We start from the raw sequence: 22,629 nt of genomic DNA on the forward strand, positions 1-22,629 counted from the left end.
TTTAAATTTTATTGTATGTCAACATCTGCGGGCAGCCAGGGTTTATTACTTATTGAAAAAGTACTGCTGTTAAAATCATTGAGTATTTTCAGTGAAACGCCTGAAACTATTTTGGCAGAACTGGCGCCGTTGATGCAACAGGAAGAAGTGGAAAAAGGAACACAAATTTTTCAGGAAGGCGAAACAGGCGATTGTATGTATATTATTTTCAGTGGCGAAATTGAGATTCATAAAGGCAAAACCAGCCTGGCTATATTGCAGGAAAAGGAAGTGTTTGGTGAATTGTCATTGCTGGATGCGGAAACAAGAAGTGCTTCAGCAACTGCAAAAACAGATTGTCTTCTTTTTAAAATTGACCAGGAGCCCTTTTACGAACTGATTGAAGCAAGGCCTGAAGTGGCTATGGGCTTCATTAAAATTTTGTGCAAACGGTTAAGAGCACTCAATGATAAAACTGCTTTGCGTGGCAGTTGATTTTTTTAATTCACATCATGTCGTAATCTTTTATATGCCTTAATTGAGTTAACATTTTTTCAGCAAATTGTACGCGTTATCCTCCAAATGGACATCGGAATTTAAACATACCTTTCCTTTTTATTCATTCATTAACAACCACTTTATTCAACACATGAAAAAACAATCATTGCTTCCCGTAACATTTTTACTTGCCTTTCTTTTACTGAACAGCAGTTTTATACCCGCCGCGAAAGATCCCGTGGGGGAGTATTATCAACTTACAATATATCACTGTAAAACAGCAGATCAGCTTGCCGTAACGAGTGCTTATCTTAAAAGTACTTACCTGCCAGCCCTGCATAAAAGCGGGTTAAACAATATTGGTGTATTTACCAGTGTTAACAATGACACGGCTGCTGATAAACGTTTGTATGTATTGATACCGTTTGCATCATTACAGAAATATGAGGCATTGATGAATTCACTGACAGCAGGGTCACTCATAAAAAATGATACTTCTGCCTACACCAATGCGGCGCATGATAAAATGCCTTTTGAAAGAATGGAAACTGCTTTGCTGAAAGCATTTAAAGACATGCTGCACATGAAAAAGCCATCCTTAACGGCGCCATTAACAGAGAGAATTTATGAACTGCGCAGCTATGAAGGCCCCACCGAAAGATTGTATCGTCAGAAAGTAAAAATGTTTAATGATGGGGGAGAAGTAACACTCTTTGACCGCCTGAATTTTAATGCTGTTTTTTATGCTGAAGTGTTAAGCGGCAGCCACATGCCCAACCTGATGTATATGACTACATTCAACAATATGGCTGAAAGGGACGAACACTGGAAAAACTTTGGCAGTGACAGTGTTTGGAAAAGAATTTCTGCTATGCCGGAGTACCTGAATACAGTTTCTAAAGCCGATATCTTTTTTCTTCATCCTACTGATTTTTCAGATTATTAATCACCGTAGTTTTCAAATTAATTAAAGCAACACCATTTAAAATTGCCACATGAAATTAAAAAAGACATGGATGCTGTTGAGTGCAGCAGCTATTACAACAGTTTCCTTCGCACAACAGGGCGACCCAAAAGCAACTGAATTTTACAGCCCCGTTCCGAAAGTAATAACACCGGGTAAAACTGCTGCCGATGCGCCCTCCGATGCCATCGCGTTATTTAATGGTAAAAACCTGGATGAATGGACGTCTACAAATGATACAACTAAAGCCGCTGCCTGGACCGTTGCGAAAAATATCTTGACAGTTAAAAAAGGAACTGGTAATATTCAAACGAAAAAATCGTTTACAGATTACCAGTTGCATATTGAATGGCGCATACCGGCCAACATTACCGGCGAAGGACAAGCCCGTGGAAACAGTGGTATTTTTTTAGCCAGCACCGGCCGCGGCGATGATGGATATGAAATCCAGATCCTGGATTGCTATAATAATTCTACTTACGTAAACGGCCAAACCGGCAGTATTTACAAGCAATCTATCCCATTGGCCAATGCATGTAAAAAGCCTGGCGAATGGCAGGCCTATGATATAATCTGGACCGCTCCCCGTTTTAATGATGACGGAACAATAAAAACTCCGGCACGTGTTACAGCCATGCACAATGGCGTGTTAGTGCAGAACAATTATGAGTTAAAAGGAGAGACGAGATATATCGGAGCACCTTATTATAAAAAGCATGGCCCGGCGCCCATTAAACTGCAGGCGCATGGCGATAAAAGTGAGCCAATCAGTTTCCGTAATATCTGGGTAAGAGAATTGTAGAAGTCAAAGTTGTTGCTAAATAAAAAAGAGGTAGCCGTTCGGACTACCTCTTTCCATTTGGTGAATTTTTTTATTTTTTACCCATTGCATATTTTATGCCGCCCAACAAATGTTGCAGGTAATTTTGCTCGCTGTATGATTCGATTGTATGACCGAGTTCTGTATAAAAAACCCTTCCGCCTTCAAACTGCTGGTACCAGGCCATTGGATGATTATCGCCATTTTTACCACCCTCGTAACTTGTCTCATCAATCTTAATCAACACTTTAACATCCGGGTTCATGTTTTTAAAATTATACCATTCATCTTTTCTAACCCAGGTGGCAGGCAGGTGTTTGGTAGATGCGTGAGTGTTGTCAACCACTATCAGTTTGGCTTCCTGCTGCCTCGGATGAGAAAGAAAATTGGCTCCAATCATTTTATCATACCAGGCAAAATCATATTCGCAATCAGTTGCAGCATGTACTCCCACAAAGCCACCACCGTTGTGAATGTAATTTTGCAATGCCTGTTCTTCAGGCTTACCCAGCACGGTACCAGTAGTACATAAAAAAACAACGGCTTTGTATTTTTTGAAGTTGGCATCATTCAGGTAAGTTGAATCTTCTGTTGCATCTACATCAAAGTTGTTGGCGGCGCCCAGCTTTTTAATGGCTTCAATGCCGGTTTCAATACTTTCGTGCCGATACCCATTGGTCTTTGAAAAAACCAGGATCTTGTCTTTTTCTGCTTTTGCAGTAATAGTGTTTTTAAAGGTGAAAGAAACGGCAGCTATGCAGCAGCACAGCAAAAAAAGATTACGGGCAATTTTAATGGCAGGCGTCATGGTATTTTTTTATAGTTGTTTAATTTTAATGTTTCGGTACCAAACAGCGTTACCGTGATCCTGCAAGGCAATTCTACCTTTTTTAAAAGTACCAAAATCAGGCATGTTTTTAAATTTGCTTCCTGCAATTAATTGTTTCCAGTTATCATCCCACATGGTAGTAGTTACCACGTTTACGTTGTTCACAAATATTTGCAGTTTGCCTTTGTTGCTGATAATTTCTACGGCATTCCACTCGCCGGGCGCCTTAACAGGTTCTGAAGAACTTTTAATCAGATCATATAAATCGCCTGCACGGTGTTTCAGAATTTTGCCATCGGGATGGCCTTCATTGTCCAATACCTGTACTTCGGGACCGGTTTTATAAGTCTCGTCGTATTTTGTCGGGTCTTCGTGAACATTGAATATAATGCCGCTGTTGCCATTTTTAGAAATCTTCCATTCCAATTTTAAATCGAAGTTGTCGTATTCGCCGTCTGTTACAATATCGCCGCCATCTTTAACAGTATTGTCAATATAAAGTGCGCCATCAGCCACTTTCCAGCGATCGTTTACTGCATCCTTACCGTAAGTATGCCATCCTTTTGTTGTTTTGCCATCAAACAGCATTTTCCAGCCGCCCTGGTTATTACCCGCCGTATTGATTTTTGCAGTCCCCATAAAAAAAGACAACAGGGAAATTAATAATATTTTCATGTGCAATTGGTTTAATTATTTTTTAGCAATAAAACATATTTAGCCATTGCAGTCGCATCTTCCACAGATAATTTATCATGTGCTGCCATTGGAATAGAACCCCAATTTCCCTGGCCGCCTTTGATAATTTTATGAGCAAGCGTATCCAGTGTAGAAGGATTGTTTGGGTATTTATTGGCAACATCCCTGAAGGCCGGGCCAATTAATTTTTCATCTACTTTATGGCAGGTTTTACAATCATTGTTGTTAACCAGTTCAAGTCCTTTTACAAAATCCGGACTATCCGTAACATCCGCCTTGGCAGCAGGTTTTTCGGCAGCAGGTTCAGTTGTCGTCGCTGTTGTACTCTTCGTTTCTGTTCCTCCGTTATTACAGGCATAAAAGCCTGCTGTCAATAAGCAAATGGTGATAATTTTCTTCATGTGAATATGCTTTTTTTTAATAAATTTTTGAATGATAAAATTACTACTCTAATCCTAAAACAGTGCGGTTAAATTTTTCGTTACTGCCTGTGTTGGCAAAATCGTCAAAAGCCCGTTCTGTAACACGGATAATATGATCTTTTATAAATACGGATCCTTCTTTGGCACCTTCTTCGGGATGCTTGATGGCGCATTCCCATTCCATTACCGCCCAGCCCTTGTAATCATAACCAGCCAGTTTGCTGAAGATGCCTTTAAAATCAACCTGCCCGTCGCCCAGCGAACGAAAACGTCCTGCCCGGTCGATCCAGTTTTGGTAACCGCCATAAACACCTTGTTTGCCGGTCGGGTTAAACTCAGCATCCTTTACATGGAACATTTTTATGCGCTCGTGGTAATAGTCTATGTAAGTTAAATAGTCAAGGCACTGCAATACAAAATGTGAGGGATCATATAAAAGGCAAGCCCTTGAATGATTGTTTGCTTTTTCAAGAAACATTTCATAACTCACGCCGTCATGTAAATCTTCACCGGGATGAATTTCGTAACAAAGATCAACGCCCTGTTCATCAAAATGGTTCAGTATAGGTAACCATCTTTTTGCAAGTTCATTAAAACCGGTTTCCACCAAACCTGCCGGGCGCTGCGGCCAGGGATATACCGTGTGCCACAACAACGCTCCACTGAAGGTAGCGTGCGCAGTCAATCCTAAATTTTTGGAAGCAATGGCGGCGTACTTTAATTGTTGCACAGCCCATTCTGTTCTTGCTTTTGGATTATTGCGGTAAGCTTCCGGCGCAAAGCCATCAAACAGGGCGTCGTACGCAGGATTTACTGCTACCAGCTGGCCTTGTAAATGGCTGGACAATTCGGTTATTTCCAGCCCGCAGCCGTTGATGATTCCTTTTATTTCATCACAGTATGTTTTGCTTTCAGCAGCTTTCTGCAGGTCAATCAGGCGCCCATCCCAGCTGGGAATTTGTACGCCTACAAAGCCAATACTTTTTGCCCATTTACAAATGCTTTCCAGCGAATTAAACGGAGCTGCATCTCCCATAAATTGCGCTAAAAAAATTCCGGGCCCTTTTACTGTTGTCATAATTTTTTATTTTATTTCGCACAACGAACGCAACGGAAACAAAGCACACAAAGCTTTTGCAACGCTGTGGCCGTGGTCTTCTCTTTGTTCTTTGTGAGAAAAATTAGCAGAGAATTAATTTACTGTGTGATCGTACCATTTTTTATCAGACTGTGATGATGCTACCACGTTATCAATAAATGCCATGCCCCTGATGCCATCTTCAACTGATGGAAAATCCAGTGCTTCTTTTGAAGGAGTTGTTCCATCAATTTTGGCAGATAATGTTTGAGCAAAATTGCGGTAGATGTTAGCAAATGCTTCCAGGTAGCCTTCCGGATGTCCGCCCGGCGTACGGCAACTATTTTTTGCAAAGCTTGAAAGACCCGGGTAATTGCCGCCGGCCCTCAAAATCTGTGTTGGCTGATCAAGCCATTTTGCCAGCAGGGTATTGGGTTCGTGTTGTGCCCACTCTAAGCCACCTTTCTCTCCATACACCCTTATTTTCAAAGCATTCTCTTCGCCGGCTGCAACCTGCGATGCCATTAAAACACCGGCTGCACCGTTGCTGAATTTCAGCAATACATTGCCATCATCATCCAGTGCACGGCCATCAACGAGGATGCTTAGATCAGCACATATTTTTGTTATCTGTAAGCCGGTAATGTATTCAGCCAGGTGAGCCGCATGCGTTCCGATATCGCCCATGCAACCACTTTTTCCGCTCTTGGTTGGGTCGGTTCTCCAGGCAGCCTGTGCGTTGCCTTCTCTCTCACTCAACTTACTTAACCACCCCTGCGGGTATTCTACCCATACCTTTCTGATTTTTCCCAAAGCACCTTCTGCAACCATGGCTTTTGCCTGCTTTACCATCGGGTAACCAGAGTAAGTATGCGTTAAACAAAGCGTTAGACCGGTTTCCTCTACCTTGGCTTTCAGTTGTTTTGCTTCGTCTAAAGTAAAGGCAATGGGTTTTTCTATCACTACATGAAAACCATGGTCAAGCGCCATCATGGCCGGTGCAAAGTGCGCAAAGTTGGGTGTAACGATGGTTACAAAATCTATCCGCTTATCGGCGGATAGTTCGCTTTCTTTTTTTATTAATTCATCGTAAGTCAGGTACGTTCTTTCTTTTGGTAAGAAGAGCATTTCACCTGATTCGCGGGCAATATCCGGATTAATACTCAGTGCACCGGCTGCCAGTTCTATCAGGCCATCCATGTTAGAGGCGAAGCGGTGTATGGCGCCGATAAAAGCATCCTTGCCGCCACCGATCATTCCCATCCGTAGTTTTCTGTTCATGTTGTTTATAATTATAAGTGGTTGATTGTTTTAAAGCATCGTTGTTGAAATGAATACATGGAGTAAAAATGCAACACATATCGTTTTTTCGGGAAGGCTAAATTATCATTTTATTTTAACACATAGCCAGCTGCCTGAATTAAAATAAAGTGATTTTATGTACTAAAGGTAAAAGGCAATCAGGCTAAAAATTCATCTTCTTAAAAATTAATTTTATGCGCCTTTAAAATGTGCGAAGGTGTATTTGTAAAAGATGGTTAAAAAGCACAAACGATATATTTTTATTAGCGATTCGATTTTTTATTTAGATAAATTCATACCTTGTCAACTCATTGCTTAAAAAAAACTTAACGATTATGCCTGCCTCAATTCAGCGGAATAAATTATTTGTAGCCAGTTGTATGGCTTTGTTGGTGACTTCACTTTCTTTCGGTATCCGGGCCGGTTTATTGGACACATGGAAACATAGTTTTGGACTTACCCAGGAAGATGCAGGTATTATTACAAGTACTGCTTTCTGGGGATTTCCACTGGCTATCATTATAGGCGGATTTATTGTGGATGTTATTGGAATGAAAAAGTTATTGGTAGGTGCAGGTATATTTCATTTGGCCGGTATTTTATTAACGGTTTTCGCAACCGGCTTCTGGACACTTTTTTTCTCTACCTTATTAATCGGCCTTGGAAACGGACTGGTTGAAGCCGCTTGTAATCCGCTGGTAGCAAGCCTTTACCCGGAAAATAAAACTACCCGGCTCAATTATTTTCACCTGTGGTTTCCTGGTGGAATTGTAATTGGAACATTGATCGTTCGTTTTTTTGGAGTACACATTCCAGACACATTGTACATGGCCAACTGGCAGATACTGGTTGCAGTAATGCTTATTCCTACAATCATTTATGCTTACCTGTTTAGTAAACTGGACTTTCCTGTTACCGAAAGGGTTTCAAGTGGTGTATCCACTTCTGAAATGTATGGCGCACTGATCAATCCATTATTTTTCCTGATGATTATTTTGATGTTCGGTACGGCCATTACCGAATTATTCACGGGCCAGTGGATTGATGTATTGTTAAAAAATGTTAGTGATAACGCCCTGCTTTTATTGACCATTGAAACGGGTGTGATGGTGCTGGGGCGTGCTTTTGCAGGTCCGGTTGTTCATCGCCTTTCGCCCTCTGGTGTGTTATTGTTTTCTGCTATTTTCGGTGCACTGGGTTTATATCTTTTGGGTCATTCAACCGGTAATATGCTATTTGTTGGTGCATTGATATTTGGTATTGGTGTTTGTTATTTCTGGCCAACGATGCTTGGATTTGTTTCTGAAAATTTACCCAAGACAGGTGCTGTAGGCATGAACCTGATGGGAGGTGCCGGCATGTTTGCGGTTTCTATTTACATGATTTTTATGGGTGGATATTATGACAGGCTGGTTGCTGAAAAGTTGCCCGCCGGAGCTTCTGTAAGTGCTTATTCTGCGCCAGATGCAACACCCGCAATGGCTACCGCACTCAACGATGCGAAAGCCGCTGCCGGTCCCGCTATCATCAATGTAACCCTGGTAATTCCTATTATATTAATTATTGCATTTGCCGGTCTGTTCTTCTACATGCGTTCGAAGAAAAAAGTGGCGGTTCAGCCTGCATATTAAATCACCTTATACAACTATCTTTATGTCAACACAAAACAGACGTGCAGTTATAAAAAATCTGCTGGCAGGTTCAGTGGCTGTGGGAGCGTCTTCTATATTAAATGCATGTGCTGCAGAAACTAAAAACGATACAGGCCTGATGAAATTAAAAGGAAATATCAACCACTCAGTTTGCCAATGGTGCTATGGATCGGTACCGCTGGAAGAACTGTGCCAGGCGGTAAAAGAAATTGGCTTTGGTGCCATTGATCTGATTGGTCCAAAAGACTGGCCAACACTGAAAAAATATGGTTTGTATAGTTCCATGTGTTATCATGGAGGCAATGTTAGTTTAACCAATGGGTTCAATGACAAAAAGTTTCATGAACAATTGATTAAAGATTATACAGAAGTTATCCCTTTGATGAAGCAGGCGGGCTATACAGACGTAATTTGTTTTAGCGGAAGCCGCAACGGTATGGACGATGAAACAGGATTGAAAAATTGTGTAGAAGGATTGCAGAAAATTTTGCCGCTGGCAGAAAAAAATGGCGTTACCATCCAGATGGAATTGCTGAACAGTAAAATTGATCATAAAGACTATATGTGTGACAAATCTGCATGGGGTGTTGAATTGTGCAAGCGTTTGGGAAGCGAAAATTTTAAACTGCTGTACGATATCTATCACATGCAGATAGACGAAGGTGATGTGATCCGCACTATTCAGAATAACCACCAATACTTTGGTCATTACCATACAGGGGGTGTGCCTGGAAGGCATGAGATCGATGAAACCCAGGAATTGTTTTATCCGGCTATTATGAAAGCCATTGTGGCAACAGGCTTTAAAGGATATACAGCGCAGGAATTTATACCTACAGGAAAGGAAAATAAAGACAAACTGGCCAGTTTAAAAAAGGCTGTATTGATTTGTGATGTATAATACGCTTCAGGCGCAGGATTAAAATTCATACATAAACTCTGATAATTGTTAACGAATGCCAAACAACACGTATGATGCGATTGTGGTAGGTTCGGGGATTAGTGGTGGTTGGGCTGCCAAGGAACTTACAGAAAAGGGATTGAAAGTTTTGATGCTGGAACGTGGTCGTGATATTGAACATGTGAAGGACTATGTAAATGCCAATAAAGAAGCATGGGATTATCCCCACCGTGGCGAACGTACCCAGCAAATGATAAAGGATTATCCGGTACTGAAAAGAGATTATCCGTTAAACGAAACCAACCTCGATTATTGGGCAAGTGATAAAGACAGCCCCTATACAGAAATAAAACGCTTTGATTGGTTCAGGGGATATCATGTAGGCGGACGATCGCTGATGTGGGGCAGACAAAGTTATCGCTGGAGCGATTTTGATTTTGAAGCCAACCTGAAAGATGGCGTTGCCATCGACTGGCCCGTGCGATACAAAGACATTGCTCCCTGGTATGATTACGTAGAAAAATTTGCAGGCATTAGTGGCTCAAGAGATGGCCTGCCACAACTACCCGACGGGCAATTTATGCCGGCTATGGACATGAATATTGTGGAGAAGGATGTGAGTGAGCGGATGAACAAACATTACAACAGTTACAGAAAAATGATCATCGGCCGTACGGCCAATATTACTGAAAAATTACCCGGACGAACCAATTGCCAATACAGGGATAAATGTTGGCTCGGATGTCCTTTCGGTGCCTACTTCAGCACCCAGTCATCTACTTTACCTGCCGCCCGGGCTACCGGAAATCTTACACTACGGCCATGGAGTATTGTTACAAAAATTTTATACGATAAAGATAAAAAAAGAGCAACAGGTGTGGAAGTACTGGATGCACAGGACAACAAGACTTATGTCTACAATTCCAAAATAGTATTTCTGAATGCATCTACTTTAAATAGTGCCTGGGTACTGATGAATTCTGCCACCGATGTTTGGGAAGGCGGATTGGGAAGCAGCAGCGGAGAACTAGGACACAATATCATGGACCATCACCTCGGTGTTGGTGCAAGTGGTTTGGTTGAAGGTTTTGAAGATAAGTATACGTTTGGCCGTCGTGCCAACGGCATTTATATTCCGCGGTACCGTAATTTGTTTGGCGATAAAAGAGATTACCTGCGGGGCTTTGGCTACCAGGGTGGTGCAGGCCGCGATGGATGGGGAAGAAACATTCCGGAGTTTACCATTGGTGGCGACTTTAAAGATGCTGTGGCTGAACCAGGTGCATGGAGTATGGGAATGGGCGGTTTTGGAGAAACGCTGCCTTATCATGAAAACAAAATAACACTAGATAAAACTAAAAAAGATAAATGGGGTTTGAATGTGCTGGCGATGGATATTGAGTACAAAGAGAATGAAAAAAAGATGCGCATCGACATGCAGAAAGATGCGGAAGAAATGCTCACCATTGCCGGGGTTAAAAACGTAACCAGTTACATGGGCGATGGAACGCTGGGTCGTGGTATACATGAAATGGGATCTGCACGAATGGGCAGAGATCCTAAAACATCTGTGCTGAACAGTTTTAACCAGGTATGGGATGCACCCAATGTGTTTGTAACCGATGGTTCTTTTATGACGTCGGCCGCTTGCCAAAATCCGTCACTAACTTATATGGCTTTTACAGCAAGGGCAGCCGATCATGCAGTAAGCGAATTGAAGAAAATGAACTTATAATTTATAAACTATTCCGGTAACGACAACCGGAGCCAAACAAAAAAAGATAATTATGCCACAGGATTCAACCAATGTGAACAACAAGGCAGTGACTCAAAATACGTATGATGCTATCGTTGTAGGTTCCGGCATCAGCGGGGGATGGGCTGCAAAAGAATTAACAGAAAAGGGATTGAAAGTATTGTTGCTCGAAAGAGGCCGCGATATTGAACACGTAAAGGATTATGTAAACGCCAATAAGGAAGCGTGGGATTATCCGCACCGTGGCAGGCGCACCCAGCAAATGATCAAGGATTATCCGGTATTAAAAAGAGATTACCCTTTAAACGAAACCAACCTGGATTATTGGGCCAGTGATAAAGACAGTCCTTACACAGAAATTAAGCGTTTCGACTGGTTTCGTGGCTATCATATGGGCGGTCGTTCATTGATGTGGGGCAGGCAAAGTTATCGCTGGAGCGATTTTGATTTTGAAGCGAATTTAAAAGATGGCGTTGCCATTGACTGGCCAGTGAGATACAAGGACATTGCGCCCTGGTACGACTACGTTGAAAAATTTGCCGGCATCAGCGGATCAAGAGACGGCCTGGCTCAATTACCAGACGGACAGTTCATGCCTGCCATGGATATGACGATTGTGGAAAAGGATGTGGCTGCCAGAATTAAAGAACACTACAAGGGAAAACGTGCTATGATTATTGGCCGTACTGCAAATATTACCCAGCCATTACCTGGCCGCACCAATTGCCAGTACAGGAACAAATGCTGGCTGGGATGCCCGTTCGGCGCTTATTTCAGCACACAGTCTTCTACTTTGCCCGCAGCAAAAGCAACCAACAATCTTACGGTTCGTCCATGGAGTATTGTTACAAAAATTTTGTATGATAAGGATAAAAAGAAGGCAACAGGCGTTGAAGTGCTGGATGGCGAAAACAACAAGACATACACTTACAATGCAAAAATTATTTTCTTAAATGCTTCTACTTTAAACAGTGCCTGGGTACTGATGAATTCTGCTACCGATGTTTGGGAAGGCGGGCTTGGAAGCAGCAGCGGTGAACTCGGACATAATATCATGGACCACCATCTGGGCGTTGGCGCAGGCGGCCAGGTAGAAGGTTATGAAGATAAATATATTTTTGGTCGTCGTGCCAACGGTATCTATATTCCGAGGTATCAGAATTTATTTGGTGATAAAAGAGATTACCTGCGAGGTTTCGGTTACCAGGGTGGCGGCAGCAGGGAAGGTTACAGCAGGTCTGCAGAAGAAATATCAATCGGTGCAGGTTTAAAAGATGCTTTATCAGAACCGGGTTCATGGACAATGGGAATCGGTGGTTTCGGAGAAACACTTCCCTACCATGAAAATAAAGTTACGCTCGACAAAACTAAAAAGGATAAGTGGGGATTGAATGTGTTGGCAATGGATATAGAGTATAAGGAGAATGAGAAAAAGATGCGTAAAGACATGCTTGCAGATGCCATCGAAATGCTGGAAGCGGCGGGTGTAAAGAATGTAAAGGGTCGTGAAGGTGATGGCACTTTGGGAAGAGGTATTCATGAAATGGGCTCAGCCCGTATGGGTAAAGATCCTAAAACGTCTGTACTCAACAGCTTCAATCAAATATGGGACGCACCCAATGTTTTTGTCACAGATGGTTCATTCATGACTTCTGCAGCTTGTGTAAATCCGTCTTTAACTTATATGGCATTTACTGCAAGAGCAGCGGATCATGCGGTAAGCGAATTGAAAAAAGGAAATCTGTAATCAAGTTATAAGCTATGGGTTGTAAGTTATAAGTGTACTAGCTAACCCATTTGAATACGCTTTTTTGAATTTTTATTTTTGAATTTTAATTTGTCACAATGCCAGGCGATTCAACCGGGATAAATAATAAGGCCAAAACCCAGAATACCTATGACGCCATCGTAGTAGGTTCTGGTATCAGCGGCGGTTGGGCTGCCAAGGAGCTAACAGAAAAAGGCTTAAAGGTACTGATGCTGGAACGTGGCCGGCCTCATGAGCATATCAAGGATTATAAAACGGCTGGGAGAGATCCATGGGAATTTGAGCACCGGGGCCACACCACATTGCAACAACGAAAAGATTACCCGGTAATCCATCGGGGCTGGGCTGCCAGTGAACCAGTAATGGATTCCTGGGCCAGCGAAAAAGATTGTCCTTATACAGAAATAAAGCCTTTTACCTGGTGGCGCAGTTACCAGGTGGGGGGGCGCTCCGTTTTATGGGGCAGGCAAAGCTACCGCTGGAGCGATTTTGATTTTGAAGCCAATGCAAAAGATGGCGTAGCGATAGACTGGCCCATAAGATATAAGGATCTGGCACCCTGGTACGATTATGTTGAAAAATTTGCTGGCATCAGCGGTTCAATGGAAGGATTGGCGCATCTGCCGGACGGCCATTTTTTACCGGCGATGGAGTTAAATATCGTGGAAAAAGATGTTGCTGCAAGAATAAAACAGCAGTTTAAAAACAGGTACATGATCATCGGGCGCACGGCTAATTTAACGGCACCACTGCAGGCCAGAACCCAATGCCAGTATCGCAACCGTTGCTGGGAAGGGTGTCCTTTCGGCGGCTACTTCAGCACACAGTCGTCTACCCTGCCAGCTGCACAAGCTACGGGTAATATAACGGTGCGGCCCTGGAGCATTGTTACTAAAATTATTTATGATAAGGATACCAAAAAGGCAAAAGGAGTAGAAGTACTGGATGCAGAAACCAATAAAACTTATGAGTTCTTTAGTAAGATCGTCTTTTTAAATGCCTCTACCTTAAACTCTGCCTGGGTTTTAATGAATTCTGCTACAGATGTATGGACTGATGGATTGGGTAGCAGCAGCGGAGAACTTGGACACAACATTATGGATCATCATTATAACCTGGGGGCTTCTGGCACCGTGGAAGGATATGAAAATGAGACCACATTTGGACGCCGTGCCAACGGATTTTACATTACACGGTTTGCAAATTTGTATGGCGATAAAAGAGATTACCTGCGTGGCTTCGGTTACCAGGGCAGTGCTTCCCGCCAGGGCTGGAGCAGGGAAATTGCAGAATTGAATATTGGTAGTAACTTTAAAGAAGCGTTGACAGAGCCTGGTGCATGGACCATCGGTGCTACCGGCTTCGGCGAAATATTACCTTATCATGAGAATAAAATAACTTTGGATAAAACAGTAAAAGATAAATGGGGATTGCCGGTGCTTGCCATGGATGCAGAAATTAAAGAGAACGAATTAAAAATGCGCAAGGATATTTTAACAGACCTGGTAGCTATGTTTGAAGCATCGGGCGTTAAAAATGTAAAGACACATGATACGGGTCACGCTATGGGCCATGGTATTCATGAAATGGGTACGGCAAGAATGGGAAAAGATCCAAAGACATCTGTGTTAAATAAAAACAACCAGCTTTGGGATTGCCTGAATGTATTTGTAACGGATGGAGCCTGCATGACTTCTTCTGCATGTCAGAATCCCTCTTTAACTTACATGGCGCTGACTGCAAGGGCTGCGGATTTTGCTGTGAACGAACTTAAAAAAGGAAACTTATAACAATCATATAAAAACTATCAATATGGAAAGAAGAGAGCTATTAAAAATGATTGCGGCCTTAACGGGCGGTGCATTCATTGGTGGTGAATTGCTCACCAGTTGTAAAAGCGGGCCTATGGTTGGCGGTCCAACATTCGGTGAAGCGGATACCGCTTTTTTGGATGAAGTTGCTGAAACCATTTTACCTGCCACCAAAACTCCGGGTGCAAAAGCAGCCAAAGTGGGTCAGTTTATGGTAGTGATGGTGAATGATACTTATGAAGATAAGGATCAGAAAATCTTTCATGAAGGCATTGGTAAACTGGAGGAAGCAAGTAAAAAAGCAAACGGTAAATCTTTCCTGGAAGCTACCCCTGAACAGCGCACTGCTTTACTAACAGGCCTTGATAAAGAAGCTAAAGATTACCAGAAAAGTAAAAAGCCGGAAGACCCCGCCCATTATTTTACTATGATGAAACAGTTAACGTTATTCGGGTACTTTACTTCAAAAGAAGGTGCCACACAGGCGTTGCGTTATATAGCGGTACCGGGCCATTATGATGGTGCTTATCCATATAAAAAAGGGGATAAGGCCTGGGCTACCTAGTATTGATATTTTGCCTGCTAAGAACTAATTAATCATTTTGCCCAAAGAATTTTCTTTGGGCAAAATGATATGTACAGGACTTTATAAAAACGATGATGAAAAAAATTGCCCTTGCAGTATTCCTTTTTCATGTTGCCCCATTAATACTGATGTCGCAGACAACTATCCCGCTTTACAAAGACAAGATACCCAACAGCAAGCCTGCACCGGACGAAGAAAAATCAGAACAGCAAAATGGTATATTGATCATCAGTAAGGTATCAAGGCCTACGCTAACAATTTATCTTCCGCCAAAAGAAAAAGCAACTGGCGCCGCAGTGGTAATTTGCCCCGGTGGTGGTTATGCTGTTTTAGCAGCGGGCCATGAAGGTGCAGATTTTGCAAAGAAATTTGTAGAAATGGGCGTTGCAGCTTTTGTTGTAAAATATCGAATTCCCAACAGTGCTACTATGATAAACCCTGAAATCGGTCCGTTACAGGATGCGCAGCAAGCAATTAAAATTGTTCGGGAGGGGGCCCAAAAATGGAACATCAATCCTGCCAGTATCGGCATCATGGGCTTTTCTGCCGGCGGCCATCTCGCTTCAACTGCAGGAACTCATTTTGATAAAGCAGTCATTGATAATCCAAACAACACCAGCCTTCGCCCGGACTTTATGTTATTGATTTATCCGGTGATCAGTTTTACAGATAGCCTTGCTCACATGGGCTCCCGCGAAAATCTGGTGGGTAAAAACCCATCTGCTGAAAAAATAATTGAATACTCCAACGAGTTGCAGGTAACGGATAAAACACCTCCCACTTTTTTACTGCATGCGAGTGATGATGGTGCGGTAAGAGTTCAAAACAGTGTAGAATTTTACCTGGCCTTACTAAAAAATCATGTTGATGCAGAGATGCACCTGTACGAAAAAGGGGGGCATGGATTTGGGCTGCATTTGAAAAATAAAAATGAGCAATGGATAGACCGGTGCAAAAACTGGATGCAGAATCATGGCTGGGTTGCACCATAGATATTCAATATGATCGGTATTAATATGGGCCGCTTTAAATCTTAAAATTAAAAACACACACATGCTTACACGCAGAAAATTTATTCAGCAAAGCTCACTGCTTGCTGCTGGCTTAATGGTTAATAAAACAGATCTCTTTAAAATGCATAAAGATCTCGGTTTGCAATTGTACACCGTAAGGGATGAAGTGAAAGATTTAAAAAATGCACTTCGAAAAATATCAGCGGCTGGTTACACCAACCTTGAATTGTTTGGTTACAACAACCGAATGTATTTTGGCAATACCGTTGCGCAGTTTTCCGCTATGTTAAAAGAAAATAATTTAAAAACAGTCAGCGGCCATTATGGCTTATCTGACATGTTGCATGCACCAGACTACAACTGGGATACCTGGAAATACCTGATCGAAGATGCTACCTTGTTGGGCCATAAATACGTTACCATCCCTTATTTGGACGATAAACACAGAACAGGCGATGATTTTAAAAGAATTGCGGAACGCCTTAATAAAGGTGGCGAATTGAGTGCAAAAGCTGGCATTACTACAGCTTACCACAACCATAATTTTGAATTTGAAAAAGAAGGCGATATTACCAAGTACGAGATACTGCTGAATAATACGGATGCCAAACTGGTAAAGTTTGAAATGGATTTGTATTGGGTTGAAAACGCAGGACAAAATCCTGTTGACTGGTTTAAAAAATATCCGGGTCGTTTCCCGATGTGGCACATTAAAGATATGGAGGCGCCCAGTGCAACAGGCGCTAAAGGACAAACCTGCGAAGTTGGCAAAGGGGTAATTGACTGGAAAAAAATATTCGCAGCCAAAAATATTGCTGGCCTCGATTACACTTTTGTAGAACAGGAGCAATACAGACGGCCTGTGTTTGAATGTATTAAAACCAGTGCAGATTACATGAAAAAGAATTTGCTGAAATAAAAAGCACCAAATTAGTTGAATGGCCGTGTAGCTTAGCTATCCGGCCATTTTTTTCTTGTCTGTCAAATAAACAGACGGGTCATATATCAATGCTACTTTTAAATTTATATTTACCAAGTCTACAAATCAATAGACAACATGCTACTAATATGAGGGTAACTATTGATGCATGCCGGGACATACAGCCATTTTCAGGTATTGAAAGTGAATCAGCACACTTCAAAAAGCAGTACCATTACATTAAAACCAATAAAAAGTGAAAATGTAAATAGCGCATGAAAAATACTGCCCCAATGTTAACCGACATAAAATTTACGGAATCAGTAAAAGCGGTTCATAAAAATTAAAAATGAGTTACACACCTTCTTCTACACGATATGATACTATGCCGTATAACCGTTGCGGAAAAAGCGGCATACTTTTACCGGCTGTTTCGCTTGGCTTATGGCATAACTTCGGCGGCGTAGATAATTTTGAAACCGGCCGTGCTATTATACGTGCGGCTTTTGATAAGGGCGTTACACACATCGATCTTGCAAACAATTATGGCCCCCCTCCCGGCTCTGCGGAAGAAAATTTCGGCAGCATTTTGAAAAAGGATTTTCCTGGCTATCTACGCGACGAATTGATTATTTCCAGCAAGGCAGGTTATAACATGTGGCCTGGCCCGTATGGCGACTGGGGGTCACGAAAATATTTAATAGCGAGTCTTAACCAAAGTTTGCAACGAATGCAATTGGATTACGTGGATATTTTTTATTCCCATCGTCCTGACCCAACTACACCTTTGGAAGAAACAATGATGGCCCTGCATGATATTGTTAAAAGTGGTAAGGCATTGTACGCGGGCTTATCCAACTACCGGTTGCCCGAAGCAAAACAGGCTATTCAAATACTAAAAGCCCTTGGTACGCCATGCCTCATCCATCAACCAAAATATTCTATGTTTGAAAGATGGGTAGAAGATGGCCTGGTGGATGAGCTCGAAGCCAACGGCATTGGATGTATCCCGTTTTCTTCCCTGGCCCAGGGCCTGCTAACCAACAAATATTTGCAGGGAAATATTCCTGAAGAATCAAGAGCAGCCAAGGCGCATGGTGCGTTGCAAACGAGTGCCATTACGCCGCAGGTTTTATCTCAATTAAATGCTCTGAACAATCTGGCTCAAAAGCGTGGACAATCGCTTGCACAAATGGCGCTGGCATGGATATTAAAAGATAAAAGAATAACTACAGTTTTGATAGGGGTAAGCTCCGTTGCACAATTGAATGACAATCTTGCCACATTAAATAATCTGGCTTTTACTAACGACGAGCTAACTGCCATCGAAAAAATTTTGAAGATAGGTTAGTTGATAAGGCAGATACACAAAAAGGATAATTTTTAAATTTATATTAGCAATATGGTCAAAAGCAGGCAACTCAAACAACCTCCCTTTGTCTTAAAAACTTGTATAAGTATATTGTAAAAATTAAACAGGTTTTAAAATCAGTTTCCGCTATTTGTACTATCTTGTTTTATAGTATTTATTTCTTTTAATGCTCCCGTATTTTGTTAAAATATTTTAACGGTAATTTTTTAAAAAGCAGGGATTTTATCTTGCGGATTGTACCGGAAAAGTAGCTTTTAATCACTAACCAATGAGTAACAACCAATCACCGCTGTTATCCCTATTTTTAAAAAAAGTTGACCTTTACAAGAATATATCGTTAGTTTTGCGATAGTTTACTACGCAACTATTGATATATGGACTGTAAAGAAATGCCGGATACGCTTGGTTTTATGATTGTTCACACGGGTAAACTGTTGTTGAAAACAATCAATGGAGCCTTTTCCGGTATCACAAAAGATATCACCTTTGAGCAATTAGGGGTGTTATATTATTTGTCACGCAGCACAACCAAAGAAATGATACAGCAGGATATTGCCACGGTGATGGACAAAACTAAATCTGCAATATTGCGGTCCATTGACATTTTGGAAGAAAAAGGATTTGTGAAAAGATTACCGGTAGCAGGAGACAGGAGGAAAAATGTAATTGAGCTAACCTCAACAGGAAAATCAATCATTGATATTATGCACGGAAAGTTTTTGGGGCAGGACGGAATTTTAAAGGAAGGAATCAGCGAAAAAGACGTGGAAACCTGTATGGACGTACTCGCAAAAATTCAGGAAAAGTGTAAGTAGCAGTCTGATAAAAATGAAAAAGTACCAATATTTTTTGTAATTATATCGCTTAAGGAAACATTTTAAAACACTGCAATGACTAATAAAACCTTGCTAGAGAAAGTATCCGCTTTCAAAACTGCTGAAAATTTAAAAGCAGCTGACATTTATCCTTTTTTCAGGCCACTGGAGAGTGACCAGGACACTGAAGTAATTATTGCCGGTAAACGGGTGCTTATGTTTGGCTCAAACAGTTACCTTGGTTTAACCAATCATGCAGCTGTAAAAGATGCAGGAAAAAAAGCCATTGATAAATATGGCAGTGGCTGCGCCGGCTCCAGGTTTTTAAATGGAACACTCGATTTACATATTGAACTGGAAGAAGCATTGGCCCAGTTTGTTGGCAAAGAAGCGGCACTGGTTTTTAGTACCGGTTACCAGGTAAATGTAGGCGTACTTTCTGCTTTAGGAGGAAGAACAGATTATATATTTTCAGACGAATTAAACCATGCCTGCATTATCGACGGCGCCCGTTTATCTTTTTCTAAATTGTATAAATATGGCCATTCTGATATGGCGCATCTTGAAAAATTATTGAGCAATGTGCCTTATGAAGCATTTAAAATAATTGCTACAGATGGGGTATTCAGCATGGAAGGCGACATCTCTAAACTGGACGAAATTGCTGCCCTCGCTAAAAAATACAATGCGTCAATTTTCCTGGATGATGCACATTCTCTCGGTGTTCTCGGACCTGCTGGACAGGGAACTGCCGCTCACTACAACATCACGCATAATGTCGATCTTATAATGGGAACATTCAGTAAATCGCTGGCTTCTATCGGTGGTTTTATTGCAGCTGACAAAGTGATTATTGAATACCTGAAACACCATGCCCGCTCTTTAATTTTCAGCGCGAGCATTACACCGGCAGCCACCGCAAGTGCTTTAGCTGCATTGACTGTATTAAAAAATGAGCCGCAGAGAATTGAAAAATTATGGGCCAATACCAACTATGCACTGGATGCTTTTAAGAAGGCTGGTTTTGACATCGGCTTATCCGAATCACCTATCATTCCAATTTTTGTAAGAGATAATGAGAAAACTTTCTTAATGGCGAAAATGCTGATGGACGAAGGCATTTTTGTAAACCCTGTAGTTTCTCCTGCGGTTAGCAGTGACTCATCTATGATCCGGTTTTCATTAATGGCTACGCATTCCTTTAAACAAATTGATTATGCGGTAGAGAAAATCAAAAAGGTTTCTTACAAATTGAAAGTGCCTTTACTAAAAGTAAAAAGAGCATGATTGAAATAAAGAAGGTCGAAAGCAAAAAGCAGTTGGCTGCTTTTGTAGATTTTCCGCATGAGTTATACCGGGGCGATAAAAATTATGTTCCCGAACTGCACATTGCACAGCGGGACATTCTCACACCTGGCAAACATCCTTTTCACGATCATTCATCCATGCAGCTTTTCCTGGCTTACAAAAACGGAGTGCTAACAGGGCGTATTGCAGCTATTTTGAATAACAATCACAATAAATTCAATAATGTAAGTGAAGGATTTTTTGGTTTTTACGATCTGTACAATGATCCCGAAGTATCAAAAAAATTATTGAGCGAAGCAGAAAAATGGCTCGTTGCAAATGGTGCAACTAAAATGATCGGGCCTGTTAATCCATCTACAAATGAAACTGCGGGTTTACTCGTTGAGGGATATGATTCTCCTGCAGTTGCTATGATGACTTATAATAAGCCGTACTATCTCGATTTACTGACTGCAGAAGGGTTTACAAAAAACATAGATCTCTTAGCATATGATTTGCCCACAAACGTCGTAGACAAAAAGTCAATTAAGTTAAAAGAATTACTGGCTCAAAGGCTGAAGGATAGAAATATTACCGTTAGAAATATTAACCTTAAAAATTTTGATACCGAGGTAAAAAATATTTTAAAAGTATACAATGCAGCCTGGCAGGAAAACACCGGTTTTGTACCTATGACGGACGATGAATTCAGGTACCTGGCAAAAGATTTGAAACTGATACTGGACAAGGATTTTGCTTTTGTTGCTGAGTATGAAGGAAAGGCAATCGGATTTGCCCTGGCAATTCCAGACATTAACCAGGTATTGATTAAAATAAAAAATGGCCGGTTATTGCCCACTGGTATTTTTAAATTATTGTTTGGTAAAAAGAAAATAGATTATGTAAGGGTGATAGCTCTGGGCGTGAATAAGGAATACAGAAGGGTTGGAATTGAAGCTTTTTTTTACTCAGAAATCATTCAGCGTGCAATAGATAAAAAAATAAAAGGTGGCGAAGCGTCCTGGATTTTGGAGAACAACGAAATGATGAATAACGGGCTGTTAAAAATGAACGCCAGGGTGTACAAGCGGTACAGAATTCTTGAAAAAGCAATATGATTGAAAACGTCCTGATAACAGGTGCCAGTGGTTTTTTAGGGTATCATTTAATAGTAGCGGCACTTGAAAAGAATCTGTCAGTGTATGCTGCGGTAAGAAAGAACAGCAGGATTGATCACCTGAAAGCATTGCCGGTTAAATATGTCTTTCTAGATTACAATGATGTTGAGGATATGGCTGAAATCCTTGCTGACAACAACATTCATTATATAATTCATGCCGCTGGTGTAACAAAAGCTGTTAAGCAGCAGCATTACAATGATATCAACGCAGGTAATTCGGTCAACCTGGCCAGGGCGGCAGAAATCAGCAAAGTACATTTTAAAAAAATGGTATTTATCAGCAGCCTTGCTGCGGCTGGCCCGGCAACTGATTTGGCTGATACTATTACAGAACAAAAAGAACCAAGGCCGGTTACTGCATATGGAAGAAGCAAGTTGTTAGCTGAGAATGAACTGTCAAAATTGAACATACCACTTGTTACCTTGCGGCCGACAGCTGTTTATGGTCCGGGTGATAAAGATATTTTTATAATGCTGAAAACTGTTAGCAGGGGCATGGATCCTTACATGGGACGGATTGCTCAGCAACTTAGTTTTGTTCATGCAGCAGATGTGGCAACAGTAGCAGTGCAGTCTCTGTTTTGTGATGCGAAAGGTGTTTATAATATTACGGATGGCAATAAGTACGGCAGGTATGAATTTGCAGATATCACAAAAAAAATATTAAATAAAAAGGCATTGCGGTTTCATATACCAATGCCTTTAATAAAAGTATTGGCTTATTTTTTGGAAACTGCCAACGGCTGGATAAACAAGCCTGCGGTAATTAACAGGGAAAAATTGCACGAACTGGCGGCTGCTAACTGGTATTGTGATATTAGTAAAGCAAGAGAAGATTTAAACTTTAAACCAAAATTCAGTCTTACAAACGGATTACAAAATAGCATAGACTGGTATAAAAAAAACAGGTTGTTGTGAAAGGAATTTGGAGTGGATTTTTAAATAGAACAGCTGATTGCCGTAAGCTTGTTGAAAGACTGT

At 41.4% G+C, this 22,629-nt stretch carries 21 protein-coding genes; 16 read left to right on the forward strand and 5 right to left on the reverse strand.

Features of this window, described 5'->3' with window-relative positions; translation table 11 throughout:
• Positions 1 to 15: 15 nt before the first annotated feature.
• The 3 genes from JWR61_RS03900 to JWR61_RS03910 all read left to right on the forward strand — a co-directional run bounded on the left by JWR61_RS03900 (position 16) and on the right by JWR61_RS03910 (position 2,243).
• Positions 16 to 474 carry a cyclic nucleotide-binding domain-containing protein gene (locus JWR61_RS03900; RefSeq protein ID WP_290340629.1) on the forward strand — a complete coding sequence of 153 codons (459 nt, stop codon included), beginning with the start codon at positions 16 to 18 and terminating at the stop codon, positions 472 to 474.
• Between the two features lie 154 nt (positions 475 to 628).
• Positions 629 to 1,423 (forward strand): NIPSNAP family protein, encoded by a 795-nt coding sequence (locus JWR61_RS03905; RefSeq protein ID WP_301926545.1) that lies wholly within the window; start codon positions 629 to 631, stop codon positions 1,421 to 1,423.
• A gap of 49 nt (positions 1,424 to 1,472) precedes the next feature.
• Positions 1,473 to 2,243 carry a DUF1080 domain-containing protein gene (locus JWR61_RS03910; RefSeq protein WP_301926546.1) on the forward strand — a complete coding sequence of 257 codons (771 nt, stop codon included), beginning with the start codon at positions 1,473 to 1,475 and terminating at the stop codon, positions 2,241 to 2,243.
• A gap of 70 nt (positions 2,244 to 2,313) precedes the next feature.
• Here JWR61_RS03910 and JWR61_RS03915 read toward each other — a convergent pair whose 3' ends face one another.
• From JWR61_RS03915 to JWR61_RS03935, 5 genes are all read right to left on the reverse strand, one after another.
• A complete protein-coding gene (locus JWR61_RS03915; protein WP_301926547.1) occupies positions 2,314 to 3,069 on the reverse strand; it encodes a ThuA domain-containing protein in 756 nt (251 codons plus the stop codon).
• A 9-nt stretch (positions 3,070 to 3,078) separates the two neighbouring features.
• Positions 3,079 to 3,765: a DUF1080 domain-containing protein gene (locus tag JWR61_RS03920; RefSeq protein ID WP_301926548.1), complete on the reverse strand. Its 687-nt coding sequence runs from the start codon at positions 3,763 to 3,765 to the stop codon at positions 3,079 to 3,081.
• A gap of 11 nt (positions 3,766 to 3,776) precedes the next feature.
• Positions 3,777 to 4,187, reverse strand: coding sequence for a c-type cytochrome (locus tag JWR61_RS03925; RefSeq protein WP_301926549.1), 411 nt, complete (start codon positions 4,185 to 4,187; stop codon positions 3,777 to 3,779).
• Positions 4,188 to 4,230: 43 nt separating this feature from the next.
• Positions 4,231 to 5,286 (reverse strand): sugar phosphate isomerase/epimerase, encoded by a 1,056-nt coding sequence (locus JWR61_RS03930; protein ID WP_301926550.1) that lies wholly within the window; start codon positions 5,284 to 5,286, stop codon positions 4,231 to 4,233.
• Positions 5,287 to 5,400: 114 nt separating this feature from the next.
• Positions 5,401 to 6,567, reverse strand: coding sequence for a Gfo/Idh/MocA family protein (locus JWR61_RS03935; RefSeq protein ID WP_301926551.1), 1,167 nt, complete (start codon positions 6,565 to 6,567; stop codon positions 5,401 to 5,403).
• Between the two features lie 356 nt (positions 6,568 to 6,923).
• Here JWR61_RS03935 and JWR61_RS03940 point away from each other — a divergent pair, with 356 nt between their 5' ends.
• From JWR61_RS03940 to JWR61_RS04000, 13 genes are all read left to right on the forward strand, one after another.
• Positions 6,924 to 8,219 (forward strand): sugar MFS transporter, encoded by a 1,296-nt coding sequence (locus tag JWR61_RS03940; protein WP_301926552.1) that lies wholly within the window; start codon positions 6,924 to 6,926, stop codon positions 8,217 to 8,219.
• 22 nt (positions 8,220 to 8,241) lie between these two features.
• The gene (locus tag JWR61_RS03945) at positions 8,242 to 9,141 is read left to right on the forward strand and encodes a hydroxypyruvate isomerase family protein (RefSeq protein ID WP_301926553.1); all 900 of its coding nucleotides are present in this window, start codon (positions 8,242 to 8,244) and stop codon (positions 9,139 to 9,141) included.
• A 55-nt stretch (positions 9,142 to 9,196) separates the two neighbouring features.
• Complete coding sequence (locus JWR61_RS03950; RefSeq protein ID WP_301926554.1) at positions 9,197 to 10,876, forward strand: GMC oxidoreductase; 1,680 nt, start codon at positions 9,197 to 9,199, stop codon at positions 10,874 to 10,876.
• Between the two features lie 52 nt (positions 10,877 to 10,928).
• On the forward strand, positions 10,929 to 12,644 hold the full coding sequence (locus JWR61_RS03955) for a GMC oxidoreductase (RefSeq protein WP_301926555.1): 1,716 nt from the start codon (positions 10,929 to 10,931) through the stop codon (positions 12,642 to 12,644).
• Between the two features lie 98 nt (positions 12,645 to 12,742).
• Positions 12,743 to 14,455 (forward strand): GMC oxidoreductase, encoded by a 1,713-nt coding sequence (locus JWR61_RS03960; RefSeq protein WP_301926556.1) that lies wholly within the window; start codon positions 12,743 to 12,745, stop codon positions 14,453 to 14,455.
• A 22-nt stretch (positions 14,456 to 14,477) separates the two neighbouring features.
• Positions 14,478 to 15,041: a gluconate 2-dehydrogenase subunit 3 family protein gene (locus JWR61_RS03965; protein WP_301926557.1), complete on the forward strand. Its 564-nt coding sequence runs from the start codon at positions 14,478 to 14,480 to the stop codon at positions 15,039 to 15,041.
• Positions 15,042 to 15,133: 92 nt separating this feature from the next.
• Positions 15,134 to 16,054 carry an alpha/beta hydrolase gene (locus tag JWR61_RS03970; RefSeq protein ID WP_301926558.1) on the forward strand — a complete coding sequence of 307 codons (921 nt, stop codon included), beginning with the start codon at positions 15,134 to 15,136 and terminating at the stop codon, positions 16,052 to 16,054.
• A 61-nt stretch (positions 16,055 to 16,115) separates the two neighbouring features.
• Positions 16,116 to 16,994: a sugar phosphate isomerase/epimerase gene (locus JWR61_RS03975; RefSeq protein WP_301926559.1), complete on the forward strand. Its 879-nt coding sequence runs from the start codon at positions 16,116 to 16,118 to the stop codon at positions 16,992 to 16,994.
• Between the two features lie 349 nt (positions 16,995 to 17,343).
• On the forward strand, positions 17,344 to 18,345 hold the full coding sequence (locus JWR61_RS03980; protein WP_301926560.1) for an aldo/keto reductase: 1,002 nt from the start codon (positions 17,344 to 17,346) through the stop codon (positions 18,343 to 18,345).
• Positions 18,346 to 18,740: 395 nt separating this feature from the next.
• Positions 18,741 to 19,181, forward strand: coding sequence for a MarR family winged helix-turn-helix transcriptional regulator (locus JWR61_RS03985; RefSeq protein ID WP_290340607.1), 441 nt, complete (start codon positions 18,741 to 18,743; stop codon positions 19,179 to 19,181).
• A gap of 75 nt (positions 19,182 to 19,256) precedes the next feature.
• Positions 19,257 to 20,468 (forward strand): aminotransferase class I/II-fold pyridoxal phosphate-dependent enzyme, encoded by a 1,212-nt coding sequence (locus JWR61_RS03990; protein WP_301926561.1) that lies wholly within the window; start codon positions 19,257 to 19,259, stop codon positions 20,466 to 20,468.
• A complete protein-coding gene (locus tag JWR61_RS03995; RefSeq protein ID WP_301926562.1) occupies positions 20,465 to 21,586 on the forward strand; it encodes a hypothetical protein in 1,122 nt (373 codons plus the stop codon). Before JWR61_RS03990 ends, JWR61_RS03995 begins: the two co-directional genes overlap by 4 nt.
• A complete protein-coding gene (locus JWR61_RS04000; RefSeq protein ID WP_301926563.1) occupies positions 21,583 to 22,566 on the forward strand; it encodes an NAD(P)-dependent oxidoreductase in 984 nt (327 codons plus the stop codon). Before JWR61_RS03995 ends, JWR61_RS04000 begins: the two co-directional genes overlap by 4 nt.
• Positions 22,567 to 22,629: the final 63 nt, after the last annotated feature.

It is taken from the genome of Ferruginibacter sp. (genome assembly GCF_028288465.1).
GTDB lineage: Bacteria > Bacteroidota > Bacteroidia > Chitinophagales > Chitinophagaceae > Ferruginibacter.

Bases quoted from the DNA above. Each gene is read 5' to 3' on its own strand.
- JWR61_RS03900 (WP_290340629.1), top strand. From the start codon at position 16: ATGTCAACATCTGCGGGCAGCCAGGGTTTATTACTTATTGAAAAAGTA.
- JWR61_RS03905 (WP_301926545.1), top strand. From the start codon at position 629: ATGAAAAAACAATCATTGCTTCCCGTAACATTTTTACTTGCCTTTCTT.
- JWR61_RS03910 (WP_301926546.1), top strand. From the start codon at position 1,473: ATGAAATTAAAAAAGACATGGATGCTGTTGAGTGCAGCAGCTATTACA.
- JWR61_RS03915 (WP_301926547.1), bottom strand. From the start codon at position 3,069: ATGACGCCTGCCATTAAAATTGCCCGTAATCTTTTTTTGCTGTGCTGC.
- JWR61_RS03920 (WP_301926548.1), bottom strand. From the start codon at position 3,765: ATGAAAATATTATTAATTTCCCTGTTGTCTTTTTTTATGGGGACTGCA.
- JWR61_RS03925 (WP_301926549.1), bottom strand. From the start codon at position 4,187: ATGAAGAAAATTATCACCATTTGCTTATTGACAGCAGGCTTTTATGCC.
- JWR61_RS03930 (WP_301926550.1), bottom strand. From the start codon at position 5,286: ATGACAACAGTAAAAGGGCCCGGAATTTTTTTAGCGCAATTTATGGGA.
- JWR61_RS03935 (WP_301926551.1), bottom strand. From the start codon at position 6,567: ATGAACAGAAAACTACGGATGGGAATGATCGGTGGCGGCAAGGATGCT.
- JWR61_RS03940 (WP_301926552.1), top strand. From the start codon at position 6,924: ATGCCTGCCTCAATTCAGCGGAATAAATTATTTGTAGCCAGTTGTATG.
- JWR61_RS03945 (WP_301926553.1), top strand. From the start codon at position 8,242: ATGTCAACACAAAACAGACGTGCAGTTATAAAAAATCTGCTGGCAGGT.
- JWR61_RS03950 (WP_301926554.1), top strand. From the start codon at position 9,197: ATGCCAAACAACACGTATGATGCGATTGTGGTAGGTTCGGGGATTAGT.
- JWR61_RS03955 (WP_301926555.1), top strand. From the start codon at position 10,929: ATGCCACAGGATTCAACCAATGTGAACAACAAGGCAGTGACTCAAAAT.
- JWR61_RS03960 (WP_301926556.1), top strand. From the start codon at position 12,743: ATGCCAGGCGATTCAACCGGGATAAATAATAAGGCCAAAACCCAGAAT.
- JWR61_RS03965 (WP_301926557.1), top strand. From the start codon at position 14,478: ATGGAAAGAAGAGAGCTATTAAAAATGATTGCGGCCTTAACGGGCGGT.
- JWR61_RS03970 (WP_301926558.1), top strand. From the start codon at position 15,134: ATGATGAAAAAAATTGCCCTTGCAGTATTCCTTTTTCATGTTGCCCCA.
- JWR61_RS03975 (WP_301926559.1), top strand. From the start codon at position 16,116: ATGCTTACACGCAGAAAATTTATTCAGCAAAGCTCACTGCTTGCTGCT.
- JWR61_RS03980 (WP_301926560.1), top strand. From the start codon at position 17,344: ATGAGTTACACACCTTCTTCTACACGATATGATACTATGCCGTATAAC.
- JWR61_RS03985 (WP_290340607.1), top strand. From the start codon at position 18,741: ATGGACTGTAAAGAAATGCCGGATACGCTTGGTTTTATGATTGTTCAC.
- JWR61_RS03990 (WP_301926561.1), top strand. From the start codon at position 19,257: ATGACTAATAAAACCTTGCTAGAGAAAGTATCCGCTTTCAAAACTGCT.
- JWR61_RS03995 (WP_301926562.1), top strand. From the start codon at position 20,465: ATGATTGAAATAAAGAAGGTCGAAAGCAAAAAGCAGTTGGCTGCTTTT.
- JWR61_RS04000 (WP_301926563.1), top strand. From the start codon at position 21,583: ATGATTGAAAACGTCCTGATAACAGGTGCCAGTGGTTTTTTAGGGTAT.